We start from the raw sequence: 20,400 nt of genomic DNA on the forward strand, positions 1-20,400 counted from the left end.
ACAGTGCGAAGACCTCGCAACCGCGGCGGCGATCGGGTGTATTATTTGCATTGCCCGGACTTGATCCGGGTGTGTTCAGCCCGACCCCCCGGGGCTGAACACCGACGACCCCCGCCTCCTCCCCCCTTGGCGGGGGTCGTCCTCTAATTCCCCGCTCTCGTACCGTGATTCGCGATTTGCGCAAACAGTGTTTTGCGCAAAAAGGTTTATCCACAGGGCAATTTTCTATCCACAGGCAGCGGGTCGACCTCTGGTGCCGCGCCGTCGGACCACGCAGTCTCGATGTGTGACCGCAACCCAAACCGCCATGCTCGTGACGACCGACCACGCGCTCGCCTCCGCAGTGCGACGCGTCGCCGCTGCAGCCGATCGAGCACTGGACGAATTTTCGACGCTCGCGCGGCGTGCGCAGTGGGACGAGCACACGGTGGTGATGCTCGACGCGTCCGCCGCCTTCTCCGTTGTCGACCAACGACTCCCGCGTCGACCGGGCGTCGTCGTGGTGGTGTCCGGTGACGCGGGGCTCGATCACTGGCGGGCGGCAACCGCGGTGGGCGCCGAACACGTCGTTGCGTTGCCGACCGACGAAGACGCACTCGTCGCCCTGCTTGCGGCGTCACCCGACGACCGAGATCGCGGCGACGGTGGGGTCATCACGGTCGTCGGTGGGTGCGGTGGCGCGGGAGCGTCGACGTTCGCGGCCGCACTGGCGCTGCACCCCTCGGAACGGCGACGCATTCTCCTCGACGCGGACGGAGCCGGCGGTGGTCTCGACCTCGTCCTCGGGTGGGAAGAACGCGTCGGGCTGCGGTGGCCGGACCTCGTGCTCGACGGTGGTCGGGTGGCGGCGGAGGCCCTGCACCACGCACTACCCGTCGACGACGGCCTGGCGCTCGTCTCGGTATGCCGTGAATCGTCCGCCCCGCTGTCTGCGCGCGCCGCTGCAGCCGTGGTCGACGCGGGCCGCTCCGCCGGCGACCTCGTGGTCTGCGATGTTCCACGGCACGCCGACGACGTCGCCGACACCCTCGTCGAGTTCGCCGACCTCGTGGTCCTCGTGGTGCCTGCCCGAGTGCGCGCCGGCGCCGCCGCCGGGCCCGTGGCCGAACGGCTACGCGCGGCGAACGCGAACGTCGGGGTCGTGGTGCGCGGACCGTCGCCGGGTGGGCTCCGAGCAGCCGACATCGGGGAGATGTTGCACCTGCCCGTCATCGTCGGCATGCGGCCGGAACGGGGGCTCGACGCGATGCTCGACCGTACGGGTCTGAACCTCGGTCGCCGTTCACCGCTCGCAACGGCCGCAGAAGCGGTGCTGGCGGCGTTCGACGGCAAACCCGTCGCGGCCGGGTGGGCGACGTGAGCGGGTGGGTGTCGCCGGATCTGCTCGACCGCGTTCGGGACCGGCTCGCCGGGTCGTCGGAACCACCGACGGCCGCGCGGCTGGCCGACGCGATCCGGACGGAATCGGGCGGCGTCCTGGGCGACACCGATCTCCTCGCCGCCCTGCACCTCCTCGACACCGAGTTCACCGGTGCCGGACCGCTGGACGCGTTGCTGCACGATCCGGGCGTGTCCGACGTGCTCGTCACGTCCGCATCGCACGTCTGGGTCGATCGCGGCAGCGGACTGCAGAGAGCCTCGGTGACATTCGCAGACGAAGCCGCGGTCCGGCGGCTGGCGCAACGCCTCGCCTTGTCGGCCGGTCGGCGGTTGGACGATGCTCAACCATGGGTCGACGGACGGCTGCCGGGCGTGGGCGCAGGCAGTTTCGGGGTCCGTCTCCACGCGGTGCTTGCGCCGGTGGCTCAGGGTGGGACCTGCTTGTCGCTGCGCGTCCTGCGGCCGGCCACCCAGGGCCTCGACGCGCTCGCCCGAGCAGGCGCGGTGGCACCGGACGCACTCGTACTCCTTCGTCGAATGATGGCTGCGCGCTTGGCATTTTTGGTGGTCGGCGGCACCGGAGCAGGAAAGACGACGATGCTGGCGGCGCTCCTCGGCGAGGTGGACCACGCCGAACGCATCATCTGCGTCGAAGATGCGGCCGAGTTGGCGCCCAACCACCCACACGTCGTTCGGCTCGTCGCCCGCGCGCCGAACGTGGAAGGGGTCGGCGAAGTCACCGTGCGCGATCTCGTCCGGCAAGCGCTCCGCATGCGGCCGGACCGCATCGTCGTCGGCGAAGTCCGCGGCGGCGAGGTGGTGGACCTGCTGACGGCCATGAACACCGGTCATGACGGCGGCGCCGGCACCGTGCACGCCAATTCGACGGACGAGGTGCCCGCCCGTCTCGAGGCGCTGGCCGCGCTGGGCGGATTGGATCGCGCAGCTCTGCACAGCCAGCTCGCTGCGGCGGTGCAGGTCGTGTTGCACGTGCACCGACATGCCACAGGCAGCAGGCGACTGGTGCAGATCGCGGTGGTCGGTAGAGCGGCGGACGGCCTGGTCACCATTACCCCTGCCTGGGACGGAACCGAGAATCCGCCGGGCGTGGACCGGCTCGAGGCAATGCTCCGCTCGCGCGAGGATCTGTCGTGACCGTCGCACTCCTGTTGTGCGCAGCAGCGGTGATGTCGCTGCCCGTACACCGCCGTCGACTGGTGAAAACCGTTGCAGCACGGCCTCTGCCGCGCGTACCCGCCGAAGCCCTGGTGGTTCTCGGGGTAGTCACGTGCGGTGTCCTCGCGGGCATTCCGGTCGGTGTCGCAGTGGCCGCGGTAGGTGCAACGTTACAGGTCCGACGCCGACGACGTCGTGAATCACGCTGTCGTGAAGACGAATTGAAGGATCTGGTCACCGGCCTGGACACCGTCATCAGTGAGCTCGAGGTCGGAGCGCACCCGGCCGCTGCCTGCGAATCCGCGGCGCGGGAATGCGCCGTGCCGACGGTCTTCGCCGGCGCCGCCGCCCGAGCGCGCCTCGGAGGGTCCGCGGCCGACGCCTTCGCGGACGCGGCGGGTCGCTGCTCGGTCGAGATCGGTCGCGTCGGAGCGGTGTGGCGAGTTGCCGAGGCCCACGGTTTGGCGCTCGCCGTCTTGCTCGACGCCGTCCGTTTCGACCTGTTGGGGCGCAGAAGGTTTGCGCGACGGACCGAGGCGTCGCTCGCGGGTGCACGGGCCACGGCTGCCGTGCTTGCGGCGTTGCCCCTTGTCGGGGTGGGACTCGGTCAGATGATGGGTGCGTCACCCTTCACGGTGCTTCTCGGCGGTGGTCTCGGGGGAATGCTGCTGATGATCGGCGCCGCCCTGGTATGTGCCGGTTTGCTGTGGACCGACGCGATCACCGCCAAGGTCACGTCGTGACGTGGACGTGCATCCTGTTGGCGACGGCGCTGCTGGCCGTGCCGATGCCCGGACGTCGGCGACTGCAACCTGCCGAAGCCGTTGAGGTGACAGCTACTGCGCCGCAGCATGATCCGATGGCCGTCGCCGGTGCGTTCGACCTTGTGTCCGCCTGCCTTCGCTCAGGATCGACCCTGGCGGCTGCGGCGTCGGCCGTCGCTGCCACCGCGCCCGAACCGCTCGCGTCGGCGTTGAGACGAGGGGCTCACCTGCTCGCGCTCGGTGCGGATCCGGTGGTGGCGTGGGAGAGCGTGGCCTCGGACCCGGAAGGAGAAGCGCTGGCGCGCATGGCCCGACGATCTGCTCGTTCAGGGTCGTCGATGGCCGACGCGATCACCGAACTCGCCGCCGAGCGCCGGGTCGCGGCGGAGGACTCGGCCGTCGCCGCGGCGGAGCGCGCCGGTGTGCTGATCGGCGGGCCGCTGGGCTTGTGCTTTCTGCCCGCGTTCGTGTGTCTGGGCATCGTGCCGGTCGTGATCGGCCTTGCGCGAACGGTTTTGAGCGGCGGTCTGCTGTGACCGCGCCACGAGAACTCCGGTGCGGACCGTCCACACCGGGAACAGAGGGGGACCAGGACCATGAAGAATCTGAAGATGCGGCTGATGCTGTTGGCGGTGGACGACGACGGAATGTCGACCGCAGAGTATGCGATCGGCACGATCGCAGCCGCCGCGTTCGGGGCCGTGCTGTACACGGTGGTGACGGGCGACAGCATCGTCTCCGCGCTGACGGGCATCATCGACAAGGCGCTGAACACGCAGACCTAGGCGATCGCGGTGCGGTGACCGTCGAAGCGGCGCTGGCCATCTCGTCGATCATCGCGGTGGTGGTGCTCTGTCTGGGCGCGGTGTCGACGGTGACGGCTCACATCCGGTGTGTCGACGCAGCGCGAGAGGCTGCGCGCCTCGCAGCACGGGGTGACACCGCGTCCGCGACCGCCGCTGCGGCTGCCGTCGCCCCGCGAGACGCACGCATCGACATTCGCGACGACGGGACCCGGGTGATTGCGAGAGTGGTTGCCTCGTCACCGTTCCCGTCGATGGACGTCACAGCGGAAGCCGTGGCAGTGAAGGAGCTTCCGGATGCCGGCCGCTGAGGGGACGATCGGCATCCGGAGGCTCGCACAGGACGACGACGGCCTCGCGTCGATACTCGGGGCCTTCGTCGTCGCTGCCGTCGTCCTGGTCACGGCCATGGTTCTGTACACCGGGGGCGCCGTGGCGGCGCGACACCGAGCCCAGTCGGCGGCCGACTTCGCGGCGCTGGCCGGCGCCGCGGCACTCGATTCCGGAAACGTGGCAGGCTGCGACGCGGCACGTGAGGCCGCAGAGTCCAATGGCGCCGACTTGGACGACTGCCGGGTCGAGGACTGGGATCTGCAGGTGCGCGTTCACGTTCGAGTAGCACTGTCACGGTTCGGTGTTCGTGATGCCGTGGCGGTGGCTCGGGCCGGGCCGGTGGAGTGAGGCGGCGTCCACGATGGTGTCGACCACGTGCTCGAGGGGTCCGGTGGCGTCGATGACGAAATCACCTTTCGGAATGTCCTCCGAAGTTTCGTGCAGACGAACGACGAGGTCGCGTTCCTCCTGCGCCGCACCCCATTCGCCCGGAGGACGAGCGTCGAGTCGGCGCAAGAGGGTGTCCCGGTCGATATGGAGGACGAACACCGCGTCGAACACGTCGAGATAGCGAGAGAAGTTGCGCGATCCGCCGCAGAAGAACGTCACGGGTTGGTCCTGCCTCGCCGCCAGAGCCCGAACACGACCCACGTCCCAGATGTGATTCGCGTGCGACGTGCCGGTCGTGGGCAGTCCCGTCCCTGAATCCCCCTGGTACGCAAGCTCCCGATCACCGTGGATCGCACGGAAACCGCGGCGATTCAGCTCATCGCAGACGGCGGTCTTGCCGGTGCCGGAGACGCCCTCGATGAGGTAGTTGCGCACTCCCATGGTCCGAGGATAGAACGGAGCCGAGCCTGACTTCGGATTTCGCGACCGAAACCGTCAATTGCTTACGATATATCCCGAGCGTTCGACGATTGCGCCCGCGGAAACCTCGTGGCCAACCGCTTCGGACCAGAAGGAGGATCGGCGATGCCGGAACCATGGCCCTCCCACCTCGACGTCACTGCCGTACGGTTCGCGCGACCCACAGCGAACTACGAGGCCGTTGTCGAGTTCTATCGAGACATTCTCGGTCTGCCGGTCCTCGCGCAGTGGCGGAATCACCGCGGATACGACGGCGTGGTGTTCGGCTTGCCGAGCTCCCAGGTCCAGATGGAATTGCTTCAGTTCGGAGAACCACCGCGGATACCGGAGCGCGACAACGAGAACCAACTCGTCCTCTACCTCAGCGGGCCTGAGGTATTGGATGGCGTGTGCAGGCGCTTCGCCGACCGAGGCCAGGAACCGGTTCCGCCTGCGAACCCTTATTGGACGGACAACGGAGCGGTTCTGTTCGAGGACCCCGACGGATGGTTGGTGGTACTGGTTCCGCGGCCCTATGCATGATCGGTCGCGGAAACGTGAGACTCACACCGCAGCTGCTCCCAACTCCACCACCAATACCCCGGCCACAATCAGCGCTATGCCCGCCAGCATGCGGCGAGTCAGCGGCTCGGCGAACAGGAACTTCGACGCGACGGCCGTGAGCGCGACGCCGCAGGCCACCCAGATGCCGTACGCCACCCCGAGTGCAAGCCCCTGCCGCAGGACGAGGATCAATCCCACGAAACCACCGGCATACCCGGCAACCACCAGCACGTAGAAGGCTGTCCGGCCCCGCGCCGCCACGCGCAGCGCCAGGGTGGCCATTACCTCGCACAGGATCGCGCCGATCAGAAACACGTACGCCATCAGTGGACCTCCTCAGGATGAGATCCGCTCTCCACGAGCAGCACGCCGGCGATGATCAGCACGATGCCCCCGAGCATGACGACGGTCAGTGCCTCGCCGAAGATCAGAGCGGACAGTACCGCGGTGGCTGCGACGCCACTGGCGCCCCAAATTCCGTAGGCGGCACCGAGTCCCATGCCGCGTTTGAGAACCAATGTCAAGCCGACGAATCCCGCCAAGTACCCGGCCACCACCACGGCGTATAGGACTGGGTGCGTTTGCGCCCCCTTCAGCGAGAGTGTCGCTGTCACTTCGGCCGCAATGGCGCCGAACAGAATCAGCCAGGTCATGCCGAGAAGCCTATCGACGCACCGCGGGCGCCCGAGCCAGCAGCAGCGCCGCCCCGATCGTCCACACGTTCAGGGTGTCCAATGCCAGCCGCTCGCTGTACCCCGCTCCGAGTCCCCAGTGGCCGGGGCTGACGAATGCGATTCCCCCCACGACGGATACCGCCGCGCAGACCGTCGTCCACCAGAAGAGCGAACCGGTGTATTCGATTGCGAGCACGATCATTCCGGCCACTTGCAGCCCGAAGTGGATCTGTGCCGCCAGGGCGTGTGCGACCGGGATCGTGTCGAGCGGGATGAAACCGACGACGATCGTGGCGACGCCCGACGCGGCGACCAGACCGTATCCCCACCGTGTGACGGACCGAGCGGCCTGCCGGCCGAGAATCACCGCGCCGAGTGCCGTCGCGGCGCCGACACCCACGAAAGTGGCGTTCATCAGAGCGTGGTCGGGTGAGCAGGCCTTCTCGCAGGTGACTGCGCCGAGGTCACTGATGACGTTGTCCCGAATGCTGTAGGGCACCGACCACGACGACGCGACGAGAACCTGTAGCGGCCAGTAGGCGACCGTGGCTACCCACAGCGCGAGCGCAGCCCGCCGATGTTTCATCACATCACCGTAATGGTTGTCCCACATGTGTTGAGAGCGCATGATTGCCTGAGATGTCTGTGACTTGCATGCACCGACACTCGAACAACACATTGGGGGCGCTCATGTCGGTACTCGACCAGGTGAAGGACGAGGCCCGATCTCGGGTGCGGTGGGTAGCGATGCACGGCTTCATCCGATTCATCGCCAAGCGTGGCGTGAAGATCAACGACCCACAGGCCAAGCTCATCGCAGATCCGGCCACCCGTGAGGACCCGAAGCCGGTCTACAAACAGATCCGCGACAACGGCACGCTGTTCGACAGTCGCGTCGTGTCCCTGACGGTCGATCACCGGGTCGTCTTCGACCTGCTGCGTTCCGACGACTTCCGGACCGTCATCCAGGGCGCCAACCTGCCGGCGCCTCTTCGGGCGATCGAGAAGCGCACCCGAACGAGCGCCCTCCATCCACTCGCCCCGCCGTCACTGCTGTCCGTGGAGCCGCCGTCGCACACCCGGTATCGCAAGGTGGTGTCGTCGGTCTTCACCGTTCGAGCCGTCAACCAGATGCGTGACCGACTGCAGGTGACGGCCGATCAACTGCTGGACGAGCTGGTCGCGAGCGGTGTCGGCACGGTGGACATCGTCGACGCGTACTGCGCCAAACTGCCCGTGGCCGTGATCAGCGACATCCTGGGTGTTCCGCCCGAGGATCGTGACCGCATTCTGAAATTCGGCGAGCTCGCCGCACCGAGCCTCGATTTCGGGCTCACCTGGACGCAGTTCCGCCTCGTCGAAAAGGGGCTACAGGGCTTCGACGAATGGCTTGCCGACCACATCGAGTTCCTTCGCGCCAACCCGGGTGACAACCTGATGAGCGAGCTGATCGCGTCGTCGGACGACGGTGTGTTCCTCGACGACCGCGAGCTGCGGGCCACGGCCGGTCTCGTTCTCGCGGCCGGTTTCGAGACCACCGTGAACCTGTTGGGCAGCGGTATAAACCTGCTCATCAACAATCCGGATCAGCTTGCACGCCTGTTCGAGGACCCGTCGTTGTGGTCCAACGCGGTGGACGAGATGCTGCGGTTGGAATCTCCGGTGCAGATGACGGCGCGAGTGGCGAAGCACCCCGTCGAGGTCGAGGGGCATTCACTCGCTACCGGTCGCACGGTGGTCTGCGTATTGGCCGGTGCCAACCGGGATCCGAAGGTGTTCGACGACCCGGACACGTTCGACGTCGGTCGGCCCAATGCCAACAAGCATCTGTCGTTCTCCGGTGGTCGCCACTTCTGCCTCGGGGCGGCGCTGGCGCGGGCGGAAAGCGAAGTGGGACTTCGTACTCTGTTCGAGCGGTTCCCCGACCTGTCGTCGGCGGGCGCCGGCGTCAAGCGTGACACCCGTGTGTTGCGCGGGTTCCTCACGTTGCCGGTGCACCTCGGCGAACCCGCCACGATCGACGCCTAGCGCCGCACAGCGGTGAGGACGGCGTCGAGCACACGCACGGCGCCGTCCTTGTCCAGTGGTTCGTTTCCGTTGCCGCACTTGGGTGATTGCACGCACGACGGGCAGCCGCTCGCGCACTCGCACGAGAAGATGGCTTCTCTCGTCGCGCCGAGCCAATCGGCGATGACGGCATGGCCGCGGTCGGCGAATCCTGCGCCCCCGTCGTATCCGTCGTAGACGAACACCGTGGGCAGGCCGGTGTCCTGGTGCAGTGCGGTCGAGACGCCGCCGATGTCCCAGCGATCGCACGTCGCAACGAGCGGCAGCAATCCGATGGCGGCGTGCTCGGCGGCGTGCAGCGACCCTGGGAATCGTGCCGGCTCGATTCCGCTGGCCTCCAACAACTCCGGGGTGATCGTGTACATCACGGCGCGTGTGTTGAGGCGCTGGACGGGCATGTCCAGGTCGACGGAATCGAGCACCTCGCCGGACGGGAGTCGGCGCAGGTAGCTCACCACCTGGTGGCTCACCTCCACCTGCACCAGAGCAACCGTCACCTCGCCGTAGTTGCGGGCGTCGTGCACGTCCTCGATGACGATCTCGGTGACCTCGCGCGCCGACGTCGTCCATTCCGGTTCCTCGGGGTGGACGAGTGCGAGGTGGTCGTCGAAATCGAGCGAGTCGACGACGAACGTCTCGCCCTGGTGAATGTGGACTGCGCCGGGATGTGTCGTTGCGGGCGCACGGCCGCCGTCGACGGTGCCCAGAACCCGCCCGCTGTGACCGTCGACGATCGAGATCTGCGATCCGATACCGCCCCGGATGTCCACTGCTGCATGGGGAGTGGCGCCCGCGGTGACATGCCATCCGTGCCGACGTCGACGGATCAGGCCCTGCTCGGCCAGGGATGCGACGACGTCCTCCGCATGCCACTCCATGACCTCGGCGTCGGTCAGCGGCAGTTCCAGTGCGGCACAGAGCACCTGAGGGCCCAGCACGTACGGGTTGGTGGGATCGGTGATCGTCGCCTCGATCGGTTTGTCCAACAATGCCTCTGGGTGGTGCACGAGATAGGTGTCGAGCGGGTCGTCGCGCCCGACCAGGATCACCAGCGAGCCCTGTCCCCGGCGACCGGACCGCCCTGCCTGCTGCCAGAACGAGGCGACGGTTCCGGGAAAACCGGCGACGACGACAGCGTCCAGGCCGGCGATGTCGATGCCGAGTTCGAGGGCATTCGTGGTGGCGACCCCGAGGAGTTGCCCGTCGGACAGTGCCCGTTCGAGAGCTCGTCGATCGTCGGCGAGATATCCGGCCCGATATGCGGCAATGCGCTGCGGCAGTGACGGATCGACGTCGGCAAGAAGCCGTTGGGCGCCCAGCGCGGCAAGCTCGGCACCGCGGCGGGACCGGACGAAGGTCAATGTGCGAGCACCTTCGACCACGAGATCGGCCATGATGCGTGCAGCCTCGGATCCGGCGGCCCGTCGCACGGGAGCGCCGTTCTCACCGGTGATGTCGAGCAGGGGAGGCTCCCACAGTGCGACGGTGCGCGGGCCGTGTGGGGACCCGTCGTCGGTGATCTCCTCGCACGGCATTCCGATCAGGCGTGACGCTGCTGCACCGGGTTCGGACGATGTCGCACTCGCGAGTACGAACACCGGATCGCCTCCGTGGCGCGCCACGAGGCGACGCAGTCTACGAATGACCAAGGCGACGTTGGACCCGAATACTCCGCGGTACGAGTGGCATTCGTCGATCACGACGTACTTCAGATTGCGAAAGAAATGTGCCCATCGCTGATGACCCTTGAGCAGCGAGATGTGCAGCATGTCGGGATTGGTGAAGATCCACCGCGAATTCGCGCGCGCCCACTGACGTACCTCGAGGGGTGTGTCGCCGTCGTAGTCGCTCGGCCAGATGGGTGGGAACGCTTGGTCCGCGAGCGTGTCCGTCATGTCGGTCGCGGCCGTCAACTGGTCTGCCCCCAGGGCTTTCGTGGGCGCAAGGTACAACGCGGTGGCACGCGGATCCGCGGACAGCGTCGTGAGAATCGGCATGCGGTAAGCCAGCGACTTTCCCGACGCGGTCCCCGTCGAGATGACTACGTTCTTGCCCGCCCACACCAGATTCGCGGCGTCGGCCTGATGGGTCCACGGCGAGGGTATGCCGCACTCGACGAAGACCCGCTCGATGTCGCTCGGCAGCCACTGCGGCCAAGGGGCATAACGGGACTCACGTCCGGGAAGCTCGGCAGTGAAGGTCAGCGGAGATTCGCCCGACGGGGTGCCCGCGAGTGCTCGGCCGAGAAGCATGCCGCCGAAAGATTCGGTGGAATGCGGGGCAGTCACGGAAATGTCGGTCTCGATTCTTCTGATCGCGTGGTTTCGGGCGTGTACCAATGGTAGCCAGCAGGGCTGTCGGACAGCTGTTGGTGCAGGTGAGGGGCCACATCGGTTGAAGGTTGCAGTTGGACGCTCGTTCAAGATCATGTTTTTTGCGAAAAGTGTGTTTGTCGACTGTTGCGTGGGCGTTCTACGTGGTTGACTTACCCCCGGTCGCAGTTTCTGTGTTCGCGTAAAGCTCGCAGGATCTATTGTTGCGAGCGCCGTGCTTGGAAGCTCTGCCTGACGGGGGTGTCGCACCTGATGGGGAATCAAAAGTACTGCGGTCGGAACCGGCCCGATGAGCTGTAAGTGCCGTTCATCGCATCCGGTGTACAAGAAGAAGGATAGACAAGCATGGCACAGGGAACTGTGAAGTGGTTCAACGCCGAAAAGGGCTTCGGCTTCATCGCACCCGAGGACGGTTCTGCTGACGTCTTCGTTCACTACTCCGAGATTCAGGGCAGCGGCTTCCGCACCCTCGAGGAGAACCAGCGCGTGGAGTTCGAGGTCGGACAGGGCACCAAGGGCCCGCAGGCCACTGGCGTTCGCGCGGTCTGATCGACCCCTCTCGTCCCCCGTCACCGTTCGCGGTGGCGGGGGACGAGTTGTTTCAACTGCAGATTTCGATCACGGTGCCTTAGTGTCGGTCCGTGGGTCAGCTGTCCTTTTTCTCCGCCGAGTCGATGCCGCCTGCGGCCACCGACCTCAGCGGGCTGTTGGCAGGACCCGGCCAACTGGTCAGCTCCGCCGGCAAAGCGCGTATCTCCGTCGTCGTGGACGACGACTACCGAGCCCTCGCCATCGCCGACATGATCGAGGAGACCGGCCTCGACGCCGAGATCACCCGATCCGAAGAGAACCACCCCTTGGTACGCACCGGCGCCGTCGACAATCTGCGCGCACTGGCCACGCAGTGGACCAAGGGTGCCGTCAAGTCCGTGCCCGCCGGCTGGGTACCCGGGCCGCGGGAGCTGCGCGGCTGGGTATTGGCGTCCGGGCGCATCGAGGCGGACGGTGAGCGATTCGTGCTCGGACTCGACCCGCACGCACCCGACACTCACTCCACGCTCGTCCAGTCGCTGATGAGGGCGGGCATCGCACCGACCTTGGTGGGAACCCGCGGCACCACTCCGGCGCTGCGCATCACCGGTCGTCGAAGGTTGACGCGACTGCTCGAGAACATCGGTGACCCGCCCCCGGGGGCCGAAAACGCAGGTGGCTGGCCCCGGGTCTGAGGGCGATTCGTCGGTCCTGTGACGTACGGTGCTGCGCGGTGTCGGGTGGCAATCGTGGTTGTATGTCAGTCTGTAGTGAGTTGGCGCAGGTCGATCTGCGCCCGGATACGGGTTTTCCAGGAAGGTTCGGCACCAGGTGGCAGCAGGGGACAACAAGACGAGCGGTTCGACGGGAACTGGCAATGTGCGCCGTCTCGTCATCGTCGAGTCACCCACGAAGGCCAAGAAGATCGCGCCCTACCTCGGTAAGAACTACGTGGTCGAGGCGTCGGTGGGTCATATTCGTGACCTTCCGCGTGGTGCCGCCGACGTCCCGGCCAAGTACAAGGGTGAGTCCTGGGCTCGCCTCGGTGTCGACGTGGACCACGACTTCGAAGCCCTCTATGTCGTCAGCCCCGAGAAGAAGGGGAAGGTTGCCGAGCTCAAGTCGCTCCTGAAGGACGCCGATGAGCTCTACCTCGCGACCGACCCCGACCGCGAGGGTGAAGCCATCGCCTGGCACCTTCTCGACACGCTCAAGCCGAAGATTCCGGTTCGCCGGATGGTGTTCCACGAGATCACCGAGTCGGCCATCCTCGCCGCCGCGCAGGACACTCGCGATCTCGACACCGATCTCGTCGACGCCCAGGAAACACGCCGCATCCTCGACCGCCTGTACGGCTACGAGGTCAGCCCCGTGCTGTGGAAGAAGGTCATGCCGAAGCTGTCGGCGGGCCGTGTGCAGTCCGTCGCGACGCGCGTCATCGTCCAGCGCGAGCGTGAGCGCATGGCGTTCCGTACCGCCGGATACTGGGACATCTCGGCACAGCTCGACGCCGGGGAGACGGCGTCGCCGCGCAGTTTCGCTGCCCGTCTGGTCAATGTCGACGGTAATCGCGTGGCGTCCGGCCGCGATTTCGGAGCCGACGGACTGCTGAAGTCCGACGGCGTCACCGTTCTCGACGAGGCCCACGCACGACGGTTGGCGGAGGCGCTCGACGGCGTCGATCTCACCGTCGCGTCGGCGGAGAGCAAGCCGTACACGCGTCGCCCGTACGCGCCGTTCATGACGTCGACTCTGCAACAGGAGGCCGGCCGCAAACTGCGGATGTCCTCCGAGCGCACCATGCGCATCGCGCAGCGGTTGTACGAGAACGGCTACATCACCTACATGCGTACGGACTCGACGAACTTGTCGGCGACGGCGATCGACGCCGCCCGTCGTCAGGCCGGGGAGCTCTACGGGCCCGAATACGTCCACGACACCCCCCGTCAGTACACCCGCAAGGTCAAGAACGCGCAGGAGGCGCACGAGGCCATCCGCCCCGCCGGCGACTCGTTCGCGACGCCGGGTCAGCTGCACAGCAATCTCGACACCGACGAATTCCGTCTGTACGAACTGATCTGGCAGCGCACCGTCGCGTCGCAGATGGCGGATGCGCGCGGAACCACACTCTCCCTTCGTATTTCGGGTACCGCCGGAACGGGCGAAGAGTGCACGTTTGCCGCGTCGGGCCGCACCATCACCTTCGCCGGCTTCCTGAAGGCGTATGTGGAGAGCGTGGACGATCAGGCGGGCGGCCAGTCCGACGACGCCGAGTCGCGGCTACCCGTGCTGGAGAAGGGTCAAGCCGTCACGGCGACCCAACTCGATCCCGACGGTCACACCACCAACCCGCCCGCCCGCTTTACCGAAGCGTCGCTCATCAAGACGCTCGAGGAATTGGGAATCGGTCGCCCATCGACGTATTCGTCGATCATCAAGACCATCCTCGACCGTGGATACGTCTACAAGCGCGGCAGCGCACTGGTGCCCGCGTGGGTGGCGTTTGCCGTAACCGGTTTGCTGGAAGCACATTTCGGTCGGTTGGTGGACTTCGACTTCACCGCCGGAATGGAAGACGACCTCGACGCGATCGCCGGCGGACGCGAACAGCGCGGACACTGGTTGTCCGGCTTCTACTTCGGCGGAGACTCCGGAGTCGAAGGCTCCGTTGCCCGTTCGGGTGGCCTCAAGAAGATGGTCGGGCAGAACCTCGAAGAGATCGACGCGCGCGAGATCAACTCGATCCGCCTGTTCGACGACGACCAGGGACGCGAAGTTCACGTACGCGTCGGACGTTTCGGTCCGTATCTGGAGCGGATGGTCAGAAACGACGACGATCCCGACGGCGACCCGATCTCGCAGCGCGCCAACCTCCCCGACGATCTGCCGCCCGACGAGCTGACGCTCGAGTACGCCGAGAAGCTGTTCTCGACGCCGCAGGAAGGGCGCAAGCTCGGGGCCGATCCGATCACCGGACACGAAATCGTCGCCAAGGAAGGACGATTCGGTCCGTACGTGACCGAGATCCTGCCCGAGCCCGAAGAACCGGCGCCCGAGCCTGTTCCGGACATCGTCCCGGTCGAGCCCTCCGGTGGCGGCGGCACCGCGACGAAGACAGCGGTCAAGAAGGCGCCCGCGAAGAAGGCAGCCAAGAAGGCTGCGGCCGTGAAGCCGCGTACCGGGTCGCTGCTCAAGTCCATGGATCTGGCGACGGTCACGCTCGACGACGCCCTGAAGCTCCTGTCGCTGCCCCGCACCGTGGGCGTCGACCCGGAGTCGAAAGAAGAGATCACGGCGCAGAACGGTCGATACGGTCCTTATCTGAAGAAGGGCACGGACTCTCGCTCGCTCGCGACCGAGGACCAGATCTTCACGGTCTCGCTCGAAGAGGCGCTGAAGATCTACTCCGAGCCCAAGCGTCGCGGAGGGCAGGGTGCCGCCAAGCCACCTCTGCGCGAGCTGGGTACCGACACGGTCAGCGGCCAGCCGATGGTGATCAAGGACGGCCGCTTCGGCCCCTACGTCACCGACGGTGAGGCCAACGCGAGCCTGCGCAAGGGTGACGAGGTCGCGACCATCACGGACGAGCGGGCGATGGAACTGCTCGCCGACCGTCGCGCCCGCGGCCCGGTGAAGAAAAAGGCCACGACCAAGAAGGCACCGGCGAAGAAGGCCCCAGCCAAGAAAGCTGCGGCCAAGAAGACCCCCGCCAAGAAGGCGCCCGCGAAAAAGGCGGCGGCCAAGAAGACTTCAGCGAAGAAGGCCCCGCCCGCCGAGTCCTGAGTGCTGCGACGCCGCATCGGTGTCGTGATACGACCGTCACGGAATCGTGAGCGAAGCTACGCAGTATTTGCCCTCGGAGGGTCTCGGTGGTGAATACCGTCGCAGCATGACTACGACACTGCGTGCCTCGGGACTGCGTGCCTCGGGCACACGATCGCCGAAGCTGGTACGAATTCTTGCTGCGCTCGCCGTCACCGCGGCCGCCCTCTTCGCGGGTTCCGGGATGGCCAGTGCCGACGAATGGCCGCCGGTGCCCGCCGAGCCGAGTCCGTCGGTGCCATTCGAGACGAAAGGCTTCCTGACGCCGACCGATCCGAACTATTGGAACCCGCTCGTGGCGGAGAACCGTTTGACGTCGCCGTTCGGCACATCCACCCGGATCGTGTGCACTGCGTTCCACGGTGTCTACACCGGTTGCTGGCAGGCTGATGAACGGGGCAATCCGCACAAGCTCGTCGCCCTGCCGTTCAACTTCCCGAGCATCACCGGGTGGTCGCTTCCCGGGGGCGGTCCGGCCCACTTCGTCTACCCCGGCTTCATCCCCGGTATCGGCTGATCTCGGGCGCCGAGCAGGCCCAGCGACTCCTCCAGCGTGAGGACGTCGGCGTATTTGGCCTGGAGGTCCAGCAAGTTCTGCTGGTGCATCCCCGGTTCCCGGTCTCCGCATGCATCGGACACCACCAGAGGCCGGAATCCGTGCTGCAGTGCGTCGGTGGCGCTCGCGCGGATGCAGCCGCTGGTGGTGAGACCGCAGATGTAGAGAGTGTCGATACCGCGCGCGGTCAACGTCGCGGCGAGCGAGGTTCCGAAGAACGCGCTGGCGTACTGCTTCGTCACCACCGTCTCGCCCGCGAGCGGCCGAGGCGCCGGCGGGAAGTCGCCGAGTGCGGATCCCTCCTCGAAGACGGTCAACGCCGGGATCTTCGTCATGAACAGCCCGCCGTCGACGCCGCCCGGTTGGTAGCTGACGCGAGTGAAGACGACCGGGACACCGGCGCCTCGTGCCGCGGCCACCAACGTCGCCGCGGCCGCGACGGCGTCGTCGACAGGAGCGCGCAGCGGCGAGCCGTCGACGAGATACGCCTGCACGACGTCGACCACGAGCACCGCCGGACTGCGGCCCGGCCCGAGGTCCCCCGCGAAGCCCGACTCCCGGTACGAGCCCAGGGTGTCGCTCACGCGCGCAACGCCTTTCGTACGTCGACCGGTGGACGGGGCGCGGGCAGTCCGGTCTCTTCGAGGCATCGCTCGAGGATGACCTCGATGGAGGGCCCCTTGTCGAAGACGTCGATATCGCCACGCTCGGTCGCCATCGTCTTGCGTCGACCGGCGGACGCGTCGGAGTCGACGACACCGTTCGAGTCGCAGACCACCCCGTAGCCCGCCAACGCTCCGTCGGGACTCACCAACCCGCGGCGAACCTCGAGTGCGACGAGCTCGGGGTCACGCTCGAGGGGATCTCCCCACCCACCGCCGCCCCACGTCACGAAGTGCAGGACGTCGCCCCGCGCCACCTCGACGTCGTGGATCTTGCTCGGGAGGATCTCGATGTCACCGGACGCTCGAACAAGCCACTTGCGGCCGCGCGCACCGGGTTTGCCGCCGTTCACGCCCCAGGGGTAGGTGAGCCACCGGTCGTCGTGAATGGCGATGGTGCCCGGCTCCTCGAAGTAGTAGGCAACGTCCACGCCGTTGCCGCCGCGATGCAGACCGGCGCCACCGGTGTCGGTGACGGTTTCCCAGCGTTCGATGCGGAGCGGGTAGTACGACTCGAGGTACTCACAGGGAATGTTGACGAACGACGGCCACAACGAATGACCGTCGGGCCCGTCGCCCATCGGACGCCCGGGGATACCGCCGAAACCGATGGAGTAGAGCTGGAACCACTCCCCGTCGCGGGGCCCGCCGTCGTAGTGGCCGGAGTACATGAAGTGCGGCGACGAGGAGAAGCCGGCCGCGTTCAAGATCTCGGGGTTGTTCTTGCCCAGCAGCCCACCGAAAAGGTCGAAGACACGGCCGATTCCGTGATTGCGTCCGTTCAGCGCGGCGGGATACCGCGGTTTCCAGAACGAATCCTCGGGGATCGTCACGTCGATCAGGGGATAGAAGCCGTCGTTCCACAGGATTTGGGGATCGGCGACCGTGATGACGTAGATGCCGAAGAACATGCGTACGAGATTCTCGTTGATGAAGTAGTTGATCGGACCGACCGCCTGCGGTGCGGCCTTGCTGAAGTCGAGATGGATCTTCTCCCCGTGGCGCGTGAGGGTGATCGCGAGTTCGTAAGGCCCGTAACCACATCCGTCGTCACAGATGAAGTCGTTGAACTCGATCGTCTCGCCGTCGACGAACAGCATGGCGAGCAGAACCTTCATCGCCTGATAGTTCCGCTCGAGCAGGGCGTCGAGTGCGGAGAGGTAGACATCGACACCGAACCGGTCGCACAGCTCGACGATGCGCCGAGACGCGGTGGTGCAGGCGGCGACGAGCCCGTTCAGGTCGGCACGATTCCAATCGGGCTTGCGGACCTGGTTGAGAATGATGTCGAGTGCGGTCTCGTTGAGCTCACCCTTGCTGTACAGCTTGAAGGGCGGAATGACCACGCCCTCTTCGAAGATGGTGTGCGCGTCAGTGGGCATCGACGACGGAGTCTTGCCGCCCACGTCGGCCATGTGTCCGAACATCGACGACCAGCCGACGACGCGCCCGCTGTGGAAGATCGGCAGCACGATCAGCCAGTCGTTGGCATGGCTGATCGCCGCACCGCAGGCGTAGGGATCGGACGTCAGCAGGACGTCGCCTTCGCCGACCGTGCCGGCGTAGTTGTCGAGAAGATCGGGCACGGACAGTCCGAACTGGCCGACGACCATCTTTCCGCTCGGGTCGGCGATGAGCGGGAACTCGTCGTGCTGTTCGCGAATGCCGGGCGACAAGGCGGTCCGGAAGAGCACCTCGTCCATCTCGTAGCGCGCGTTGCGCAGCGCGTTCTCGATGATGTCGAGCGTGATGGGATCCACCGGAACGGTGGTGAAGGGAGTCGTCGAGGTCTCGATGATGGTGGCCATCAGTTCTCCTGAATCGAGGTGTTCGCGAGGGGGGTGATGAGTAGGCAGGCGCTCGGGTGGACCGTCGCGCTGTGGCCGGAGAGCACCAGAGTTGTCGAGTCCATCTCCGTGATCACGGCGGGACCGGTGACGACGTTGCCCGCCAACAGCTTTGCGCGGTCGTAGATGCCGGCTTTCGCGTACGCGCCGTCCATCCACACGTCGTTGGTCGATACCAGCGCGGCCGAGGGATCCTCGCTGCCGGTGTCCAGCGCCTGAAATGCAACGTCCGGGCGTGGTCCGCTGACCGTCACGCGCAGATTGATCACTTCGCGTTCGTTCTTCAGCAAGAACGAGAACAGCCGCTGATGTTCCGCGTCGAACGCAGTTCCGAGCGTGGACAACAGGTCGCCCGACTCGAGTGCTGCGGCGTCGAGGTCGACGGGAATCTCGAACCCCTGACCCTGATAGCGGAGGTCGACCTGGTATTTGGCCGTTTGTTGTTCGGAGGGAACGCCTTCCGCTGACAGACGTTCGGCGGCGGACGCGGCGAGCTCGGTCAGAGCGGTGTGGATCTCGGCGTCGTCGGTAGCGGAGAACGCACGAATCATGGTGCGCGCGCTCTCGTCTCGCACACACGTGGTGGCGTCACCGTAGGCGCAGAGGACGCCAGGTGACGGCGGCACGATCACGGGCCACGCACCGGTGAGTCGGCCGAGAGCGTTGGCGTGCAGCGGTCCTGCGCCGCCGAAGGACACGAGCGCGAAGTCGCGGGGGTCGTATCCCTGCTGCACGCTGACCAACCGCAACGCACCGAACATGTTCTCGTTGACGATGTCGACGATCCCCGATGCCGCTTCCTCGGCGCTGCCGAGCCCGATCGCGTCGGCGATGGTGGCAACGGCGGTTCTGCTGGCGTCGGCGTCGAGCGCCACCTCACCGCCGGCCAACGCGGTGGGCAGGTATCCCAGCACCACGTTGGCGTCGGTCACGGTGGGGTCGGTTCCGCCGTTCCCGTAGGCCGCCGGTCCGGGATCGGCACCGGCAGACTGAGGTCCGACGCGTAGAGCCTTGGTCAGTTCCGGCACGTGGGCGATGGAACCACCACCTGCACCGACCGTGCGCACGTCCACGCTGGTGGCGCGCACGGCCAGATCGCCGACCTTGGTCTCGCGGCCGATGCGCGGTTCGCCGTTCAGGACCAGTGCCACGTCCGTCGAAGTGCCGCCCATGTCGAACGTGAGGAAGTCGGAGTACCCGGCCTGTTCGGCGAACCAGACGGCGCCGGTGACGCCGCCCGCAGGGCCGGACAACAGCAGCGAGACAGGTGATTCGGCAGCCTTGGCCGACTGCACCAGACCGCCGTCGCTGCGCAGAATCGACAGCGGAGCGGTAATCCCCTTCTCCTGCAGGGAACGGTCGAGGTTGCGAACGTAGCGCGACACCTCGGGCTGGACGTAGCTGTTCGCAACGGTGGTCAGAGTGCGTTCGTACTCGCGCATCTCGGGAAGGACCTGGCTGGAGATCGAGATCGGGATTCCCGGCAACTCGTCCTCGGCCCACGCCGCCACCTGTTTCTCGTGGACGTCGCTCGCGTACGCGTTGATCAAGGAAATCGTCAAGGCTTCGATGCCCGCTCCGGCGAGACTGCGCAGCTGCTCGCGCGCCTGAGCCTCGTCCAGGGGCGTGATCTCGCTTCCGTCCGCAGCCAGCCTGCCGACCACTTCGACGGTGTTCTCCAGAGCTGCGAGCGGTTCCGGCTTCGGCCAGATGATCCATCCGGCCAGACCCCCGGGCACGAAGGACCGCGCGATCTGCAGTACCTGTCTGAATCCGTCGGTGGTGACGAGACCGACGCGCGCTCCCCGCCCCTGCAGGATCGCGTTCGTCGCAACGGTGGTGCCGTGCAGCACCTGTCCGATCTCGGACGGTTCGATGCCGGCTTGATCGCAGACCTTCGCGATCCCGTTCAGAACACCGACCGACTGATCCGCCGGGGTGGACGCAGTCTTGGCTCGGAACGTGCTTCCGGTCGTTTCCTCGAGGAGCAGCACGTCGGTGAAGGTTCCGCCGACGTCGACTCCGAGTCGATAACGCAT

General features: G+C 66.5%; 21 protein-coding genes. 13 read left to right on the forward strand and 8 right to left on the reverse strand.

Annotated features, from left to right (window positions below; translation table 11 throughout):
• The first annotated feature begins 286 nt into the window (after positions 1–286).
• From ssd to IEW02_RS18325, 7 genes are read left to right on the forward strand one after another with little or no spacing between them, the layout of a single operon-like run.
• The gene (gene ssd / locus IEW02_RS18295) at positions 287–1,360 is read left to right on the forward strand and encodes a septum site-determining protein Ssd (protein ID WP_308933195.1); all 1,074 of its coding nucleotides are present in this window, start codon (positions 287–289) and stop codon (positions 1,358–1,360) included.
• Positions 1,357–2,535 carry a TadA family conjugal transfer-associated ATPase gene (locus IEW02_RS18300; protein WP_371829972.1) on the forward strand — a complete coding sequence of 393 codons (1,179 nt, stop codon included), beginning with the start codon at positions 1,357–1,359 and terminating at the stop codon, positions 2,533–2,535. Before ssd ends, IEW02_RS18300 begins: the two co-directional genes overlap by 4 nt.
• On the forward strand, positions 2,532–3,299 hold the full coding sequence (locus tag IEW02_RS18305; RefSeq protein ID WP_188546325.1) for a secretion protein F: 768 nt from the start codon (positions 2,532–2,534) through the stop codon (positions 3,297–3,299). Before IEW02_RS18300 ends, IEW02_RS18305 begins: the two co-directional genes overlap by 4 nt.
• Positions 3,296–3,856 (forward strand): type II secretion system F family protein, encoded by a 561-nt coding sequence (locus tag IEW02_RS18310; RefSeq protein WP_229746145.1) that lies wholly within the window; start codon positions 3,296–3,298, stop codon positions 3,854–3,856. Before IEW02_RS18305 ends, IEW02_RS18310 begins: the two co-directional genes overlap by 4 nt.
• Positions 3,857–3,916: 60 nt before the next feature.
• Entirely contained in the window at positions 3,917–4,105 is a 189-nt protein-coding gene (locus IEW02_RS18315) for a DUF4244 domain-containing protein (protein ID WP_188546327.1), read from the forward strand.
• 14 nt (positions 4,106–4,119) lie between these two features.
• Entirely contained in the window at positions 4,120–4,434 is a 315-nt protein-coding gene (locus tag IEW02_RS18320) for a TadE family type IV pilus minor pilin (RefSeq protein WP_188546328.1), read from the forward strand.
• Complete coding sequence (locus tag IEW02_RS18325; RefSeq protein WP_188546329.1) at positions 4,421–4,804, forward strand: Rv3654c family TadE-like protein; 384 nt, start codon at positions 4,421–4,423, stop codon at positions 4,802–4,804. Before IEW02_RS18320 ends, IEW02_RS18325 begins: the two co-directional genes overlap by 14 nt.
• Here IEW02_RS18325 and IEW02_RS18330 read toward each other — a convergent pair.
• A complete protein-coding gene (locus tag IEW02_RS18330; protein WP_188546330.1) occupies positions 4,748–5,287 on the reverse strand; it encodes an AAA family ATPase in 540 nt (179 codons plus the stop codon). The genes IEW02_RS18325 and IEW02_RS18330 overlap by 57 nt on opposite strands.
• Positions 5,288–5,431: 144 nt before the next feature.
• On the opposite strand from IEW02_RS18330, the gene IEW02_RS18335 reads away from it, so the two are divergent.
• On the forward strand, positions 5,432–5,848 hold the full coding sequence (locus IEW02_RS18335) for a VOC family protein (RefSeq protein ID WP_188546331.1): 417 nt from the start codon (positions 5,432–5,434) through the stop codon (positions 5,846–5,848).
• A 21-nt stretch (positions 5,849–5,869) separates the two neighbouring features.
• Here the strand turns inward: IEW02_RS18335 and IEW02_RS18340 are convergent, their stop codons facing one another.
• The 3 genes from IEW02_RS18340 to IEW02_RS18350 are packed head-to-tail and all read right to left on the reverse strand — an operon-like array spanning position 5,870 to position 7,129.
• Positions 5,870–6,193, reverse strand: coding sequence for a DMT family transporter (locus IEW02_RS18340; RefSeq protein ID WP_188546332.1), 324 nt, complete (start codon positions 6,191–6,193; stop codon positions 5,870–5,872).
• Entirely contained in the window at positions 6,193–6,522 is a 330-nt protein-coding gene (locus IEW02_RS18345; protein ID WP_188546333.1) for a DMT family transporter, read from the reverse strand. The genes IEW02_RS18340 and IEW02_RS18345 overlap by 1 nt, the downstream gene beginning before the upstream one ends.
• A gap of 10 nt (positions 6,523–6,532) precedes the next feature.
• Positions 6,533–7,129, reverse strand: a complete 597-nt coding sequence (locus IEW02_RS18350) for a DUF998 domain-containing protein (RefSeq protein ID WP_188546334.1) — start codon at positions 7,127–7,129, stop codon at positions 6,533–6,535.
• Between the two features lie 104 nt (positions 7,130–7,233).
• Here IEW02_RS18350 and IEW02_RS18355 point away from each other — a divergent pair, with 104 nt between their 5' ends.
• On the forward strand, positions 7,234–8,571 hold the full coding sequence (locus tag IEW02_RS18355; RefSeq protein ID WP_188546335.1) for a cytochrome P450: 1,338 nt from the start codon (positions 7,234–7,236) through the stop codon (positions 8,569–8,571).
• Here IEW02_RS18355 and IEW02_RS18360 read toward each other — a convergent pair.
• Positions 8,568–10,862: a DEAD/DEAH box helicase gene (locus tag IEW02_RS18360; protein WP_188546619.1), complete on the reverse strand. Its 2,295-nt coding sequence runs from the start codon at positions 10,860–10,862 to the stop codon at positions 8,568–8,570. The genes IEW02_RS18355 and IEW02_RS18360 overlap by 4 nt on opposite strands.
• 426 nt (positions 10,863–11,288) lie before the next feature.
• Here IEW02_RS18360 and IEW02_RS18365 point away from each other — a divergent pair, with 426 nt between their 5' ends.
• The 4 genes from IEW02_RS18365 to IEW02_RS18380 all read left to right on the forward strand — a co-directional run bounded on the left by IEW02_RS18365 (position 11,289) and on the right by IEW02_RS18380 (position 15,813).
• The gene (locus IEW02_RS18365) at positions 11,289–11,492 is read left to right on the forward strand and encodes a cold-shock protein (RefSeq protein ID WP_005248460.1); all 204 of its coding nucleotides are present in this window, start codon (positions 11,289–11,291) and stop codon (positions 11,490–11,492) included.
• Between the two features lie 92 nt (positions 11,493–11,584).
• On the forward strand, positions 11,585–12,169 hold the full coding sequence (locus IEW02_RS18370) for a hypothetical protein (RefSeq protein ID WP_188546336.1): 585 nt from the start codon (positions 11,585–11,587) through the stop codon (positions 12,167–12,169).
• Between the two features lie 136 nt (positions 12,170–12,305).
• On the forward strand, positions 12,306–15,257 hold the full coding sequence (topA, locus tag IEW02_RS18375; protein ID WP_188546337.1) for a type I DNA topoisomerase: 2,952 nt from the start codon (positions 12,306–12,308) through the stop codon (positions 15,255–15,257).
• A 106-nt stretch (positions 15,258–15,363) separates the two neighbouring features.
• Complete coding sequence (locus IEW02_RS18380; RefSeq protein WP_371829973.1) at positions 15,364–15,813, forward strand: hypothetical protein; 450 nt, start codon at positions 15,364–15,366, stop codon at positions 15,811–15,813.
• Here IEW02_RS18380 and IEW02_RS18385 read toward each other — a convergent pair.
• Genes IEW02_RS18385 through IEW02_RS18395 form a run of 3 tightly spaced genes read right to left on the reverse strand, consistent with a single transcriptional unit; the run spans position 15,783 to position 20,400 of the window.
• The gene (locus tag IEW02_RS18385; RefSeq protein ID WP_229746146.1) at positions 15,783–16,436 is read right to left on the reverse strand and encodes an isochorismatase family protein; all 654 of its coding nucleotides are present in this window, start codon (positions 16,434–16,436) and stop codon (positions 15,783–15,785) included. The two genes, IEW02_RS18380 and IEW02_RS18385, sit on opposite strands and share 31 nt — an antisense overlap.
• Positions 16,433–18,322, reverse strand: a complete 1,890-nt coding sequence (locus IEW02_RS18390; RefSeq protein ID WP_188546339.1) for a hydantoinase B/oxoprolinase family protein — start codon at positions 18,320–18,322, stop codon at positions 16,433–16,435. The genes IEW02_RS18385 and IEW02_RS18390 overlap by 4 nt, the downstream gene beginning before the upstream one ends.
• On the reverse strand, positions 18,322–20,400 hold the full coding sequence (locus IEW02_RS18395; RefSeq protein WP_188546340.1) for a hydantoinase/oxoprolinase family protein: 2,079 nt from the start codon (positions 20,398–20,400) through the stop codon (positions 18,322–18,324). Before IEW02_RS18395 ends, IEW02_RS18390 begins: the two co-directional genes overlap by 1 nt.

This window comes from Rhodococcoides trifolii (assembly GCF_014635345.1).
Taxonomy (GTDB): Bacteria; Actinomycetota; Actinomycetes; order Mycobacteriales; family Mycobacteriaceae; genus Rhodococcoides; species Rhodococcoides trifolii.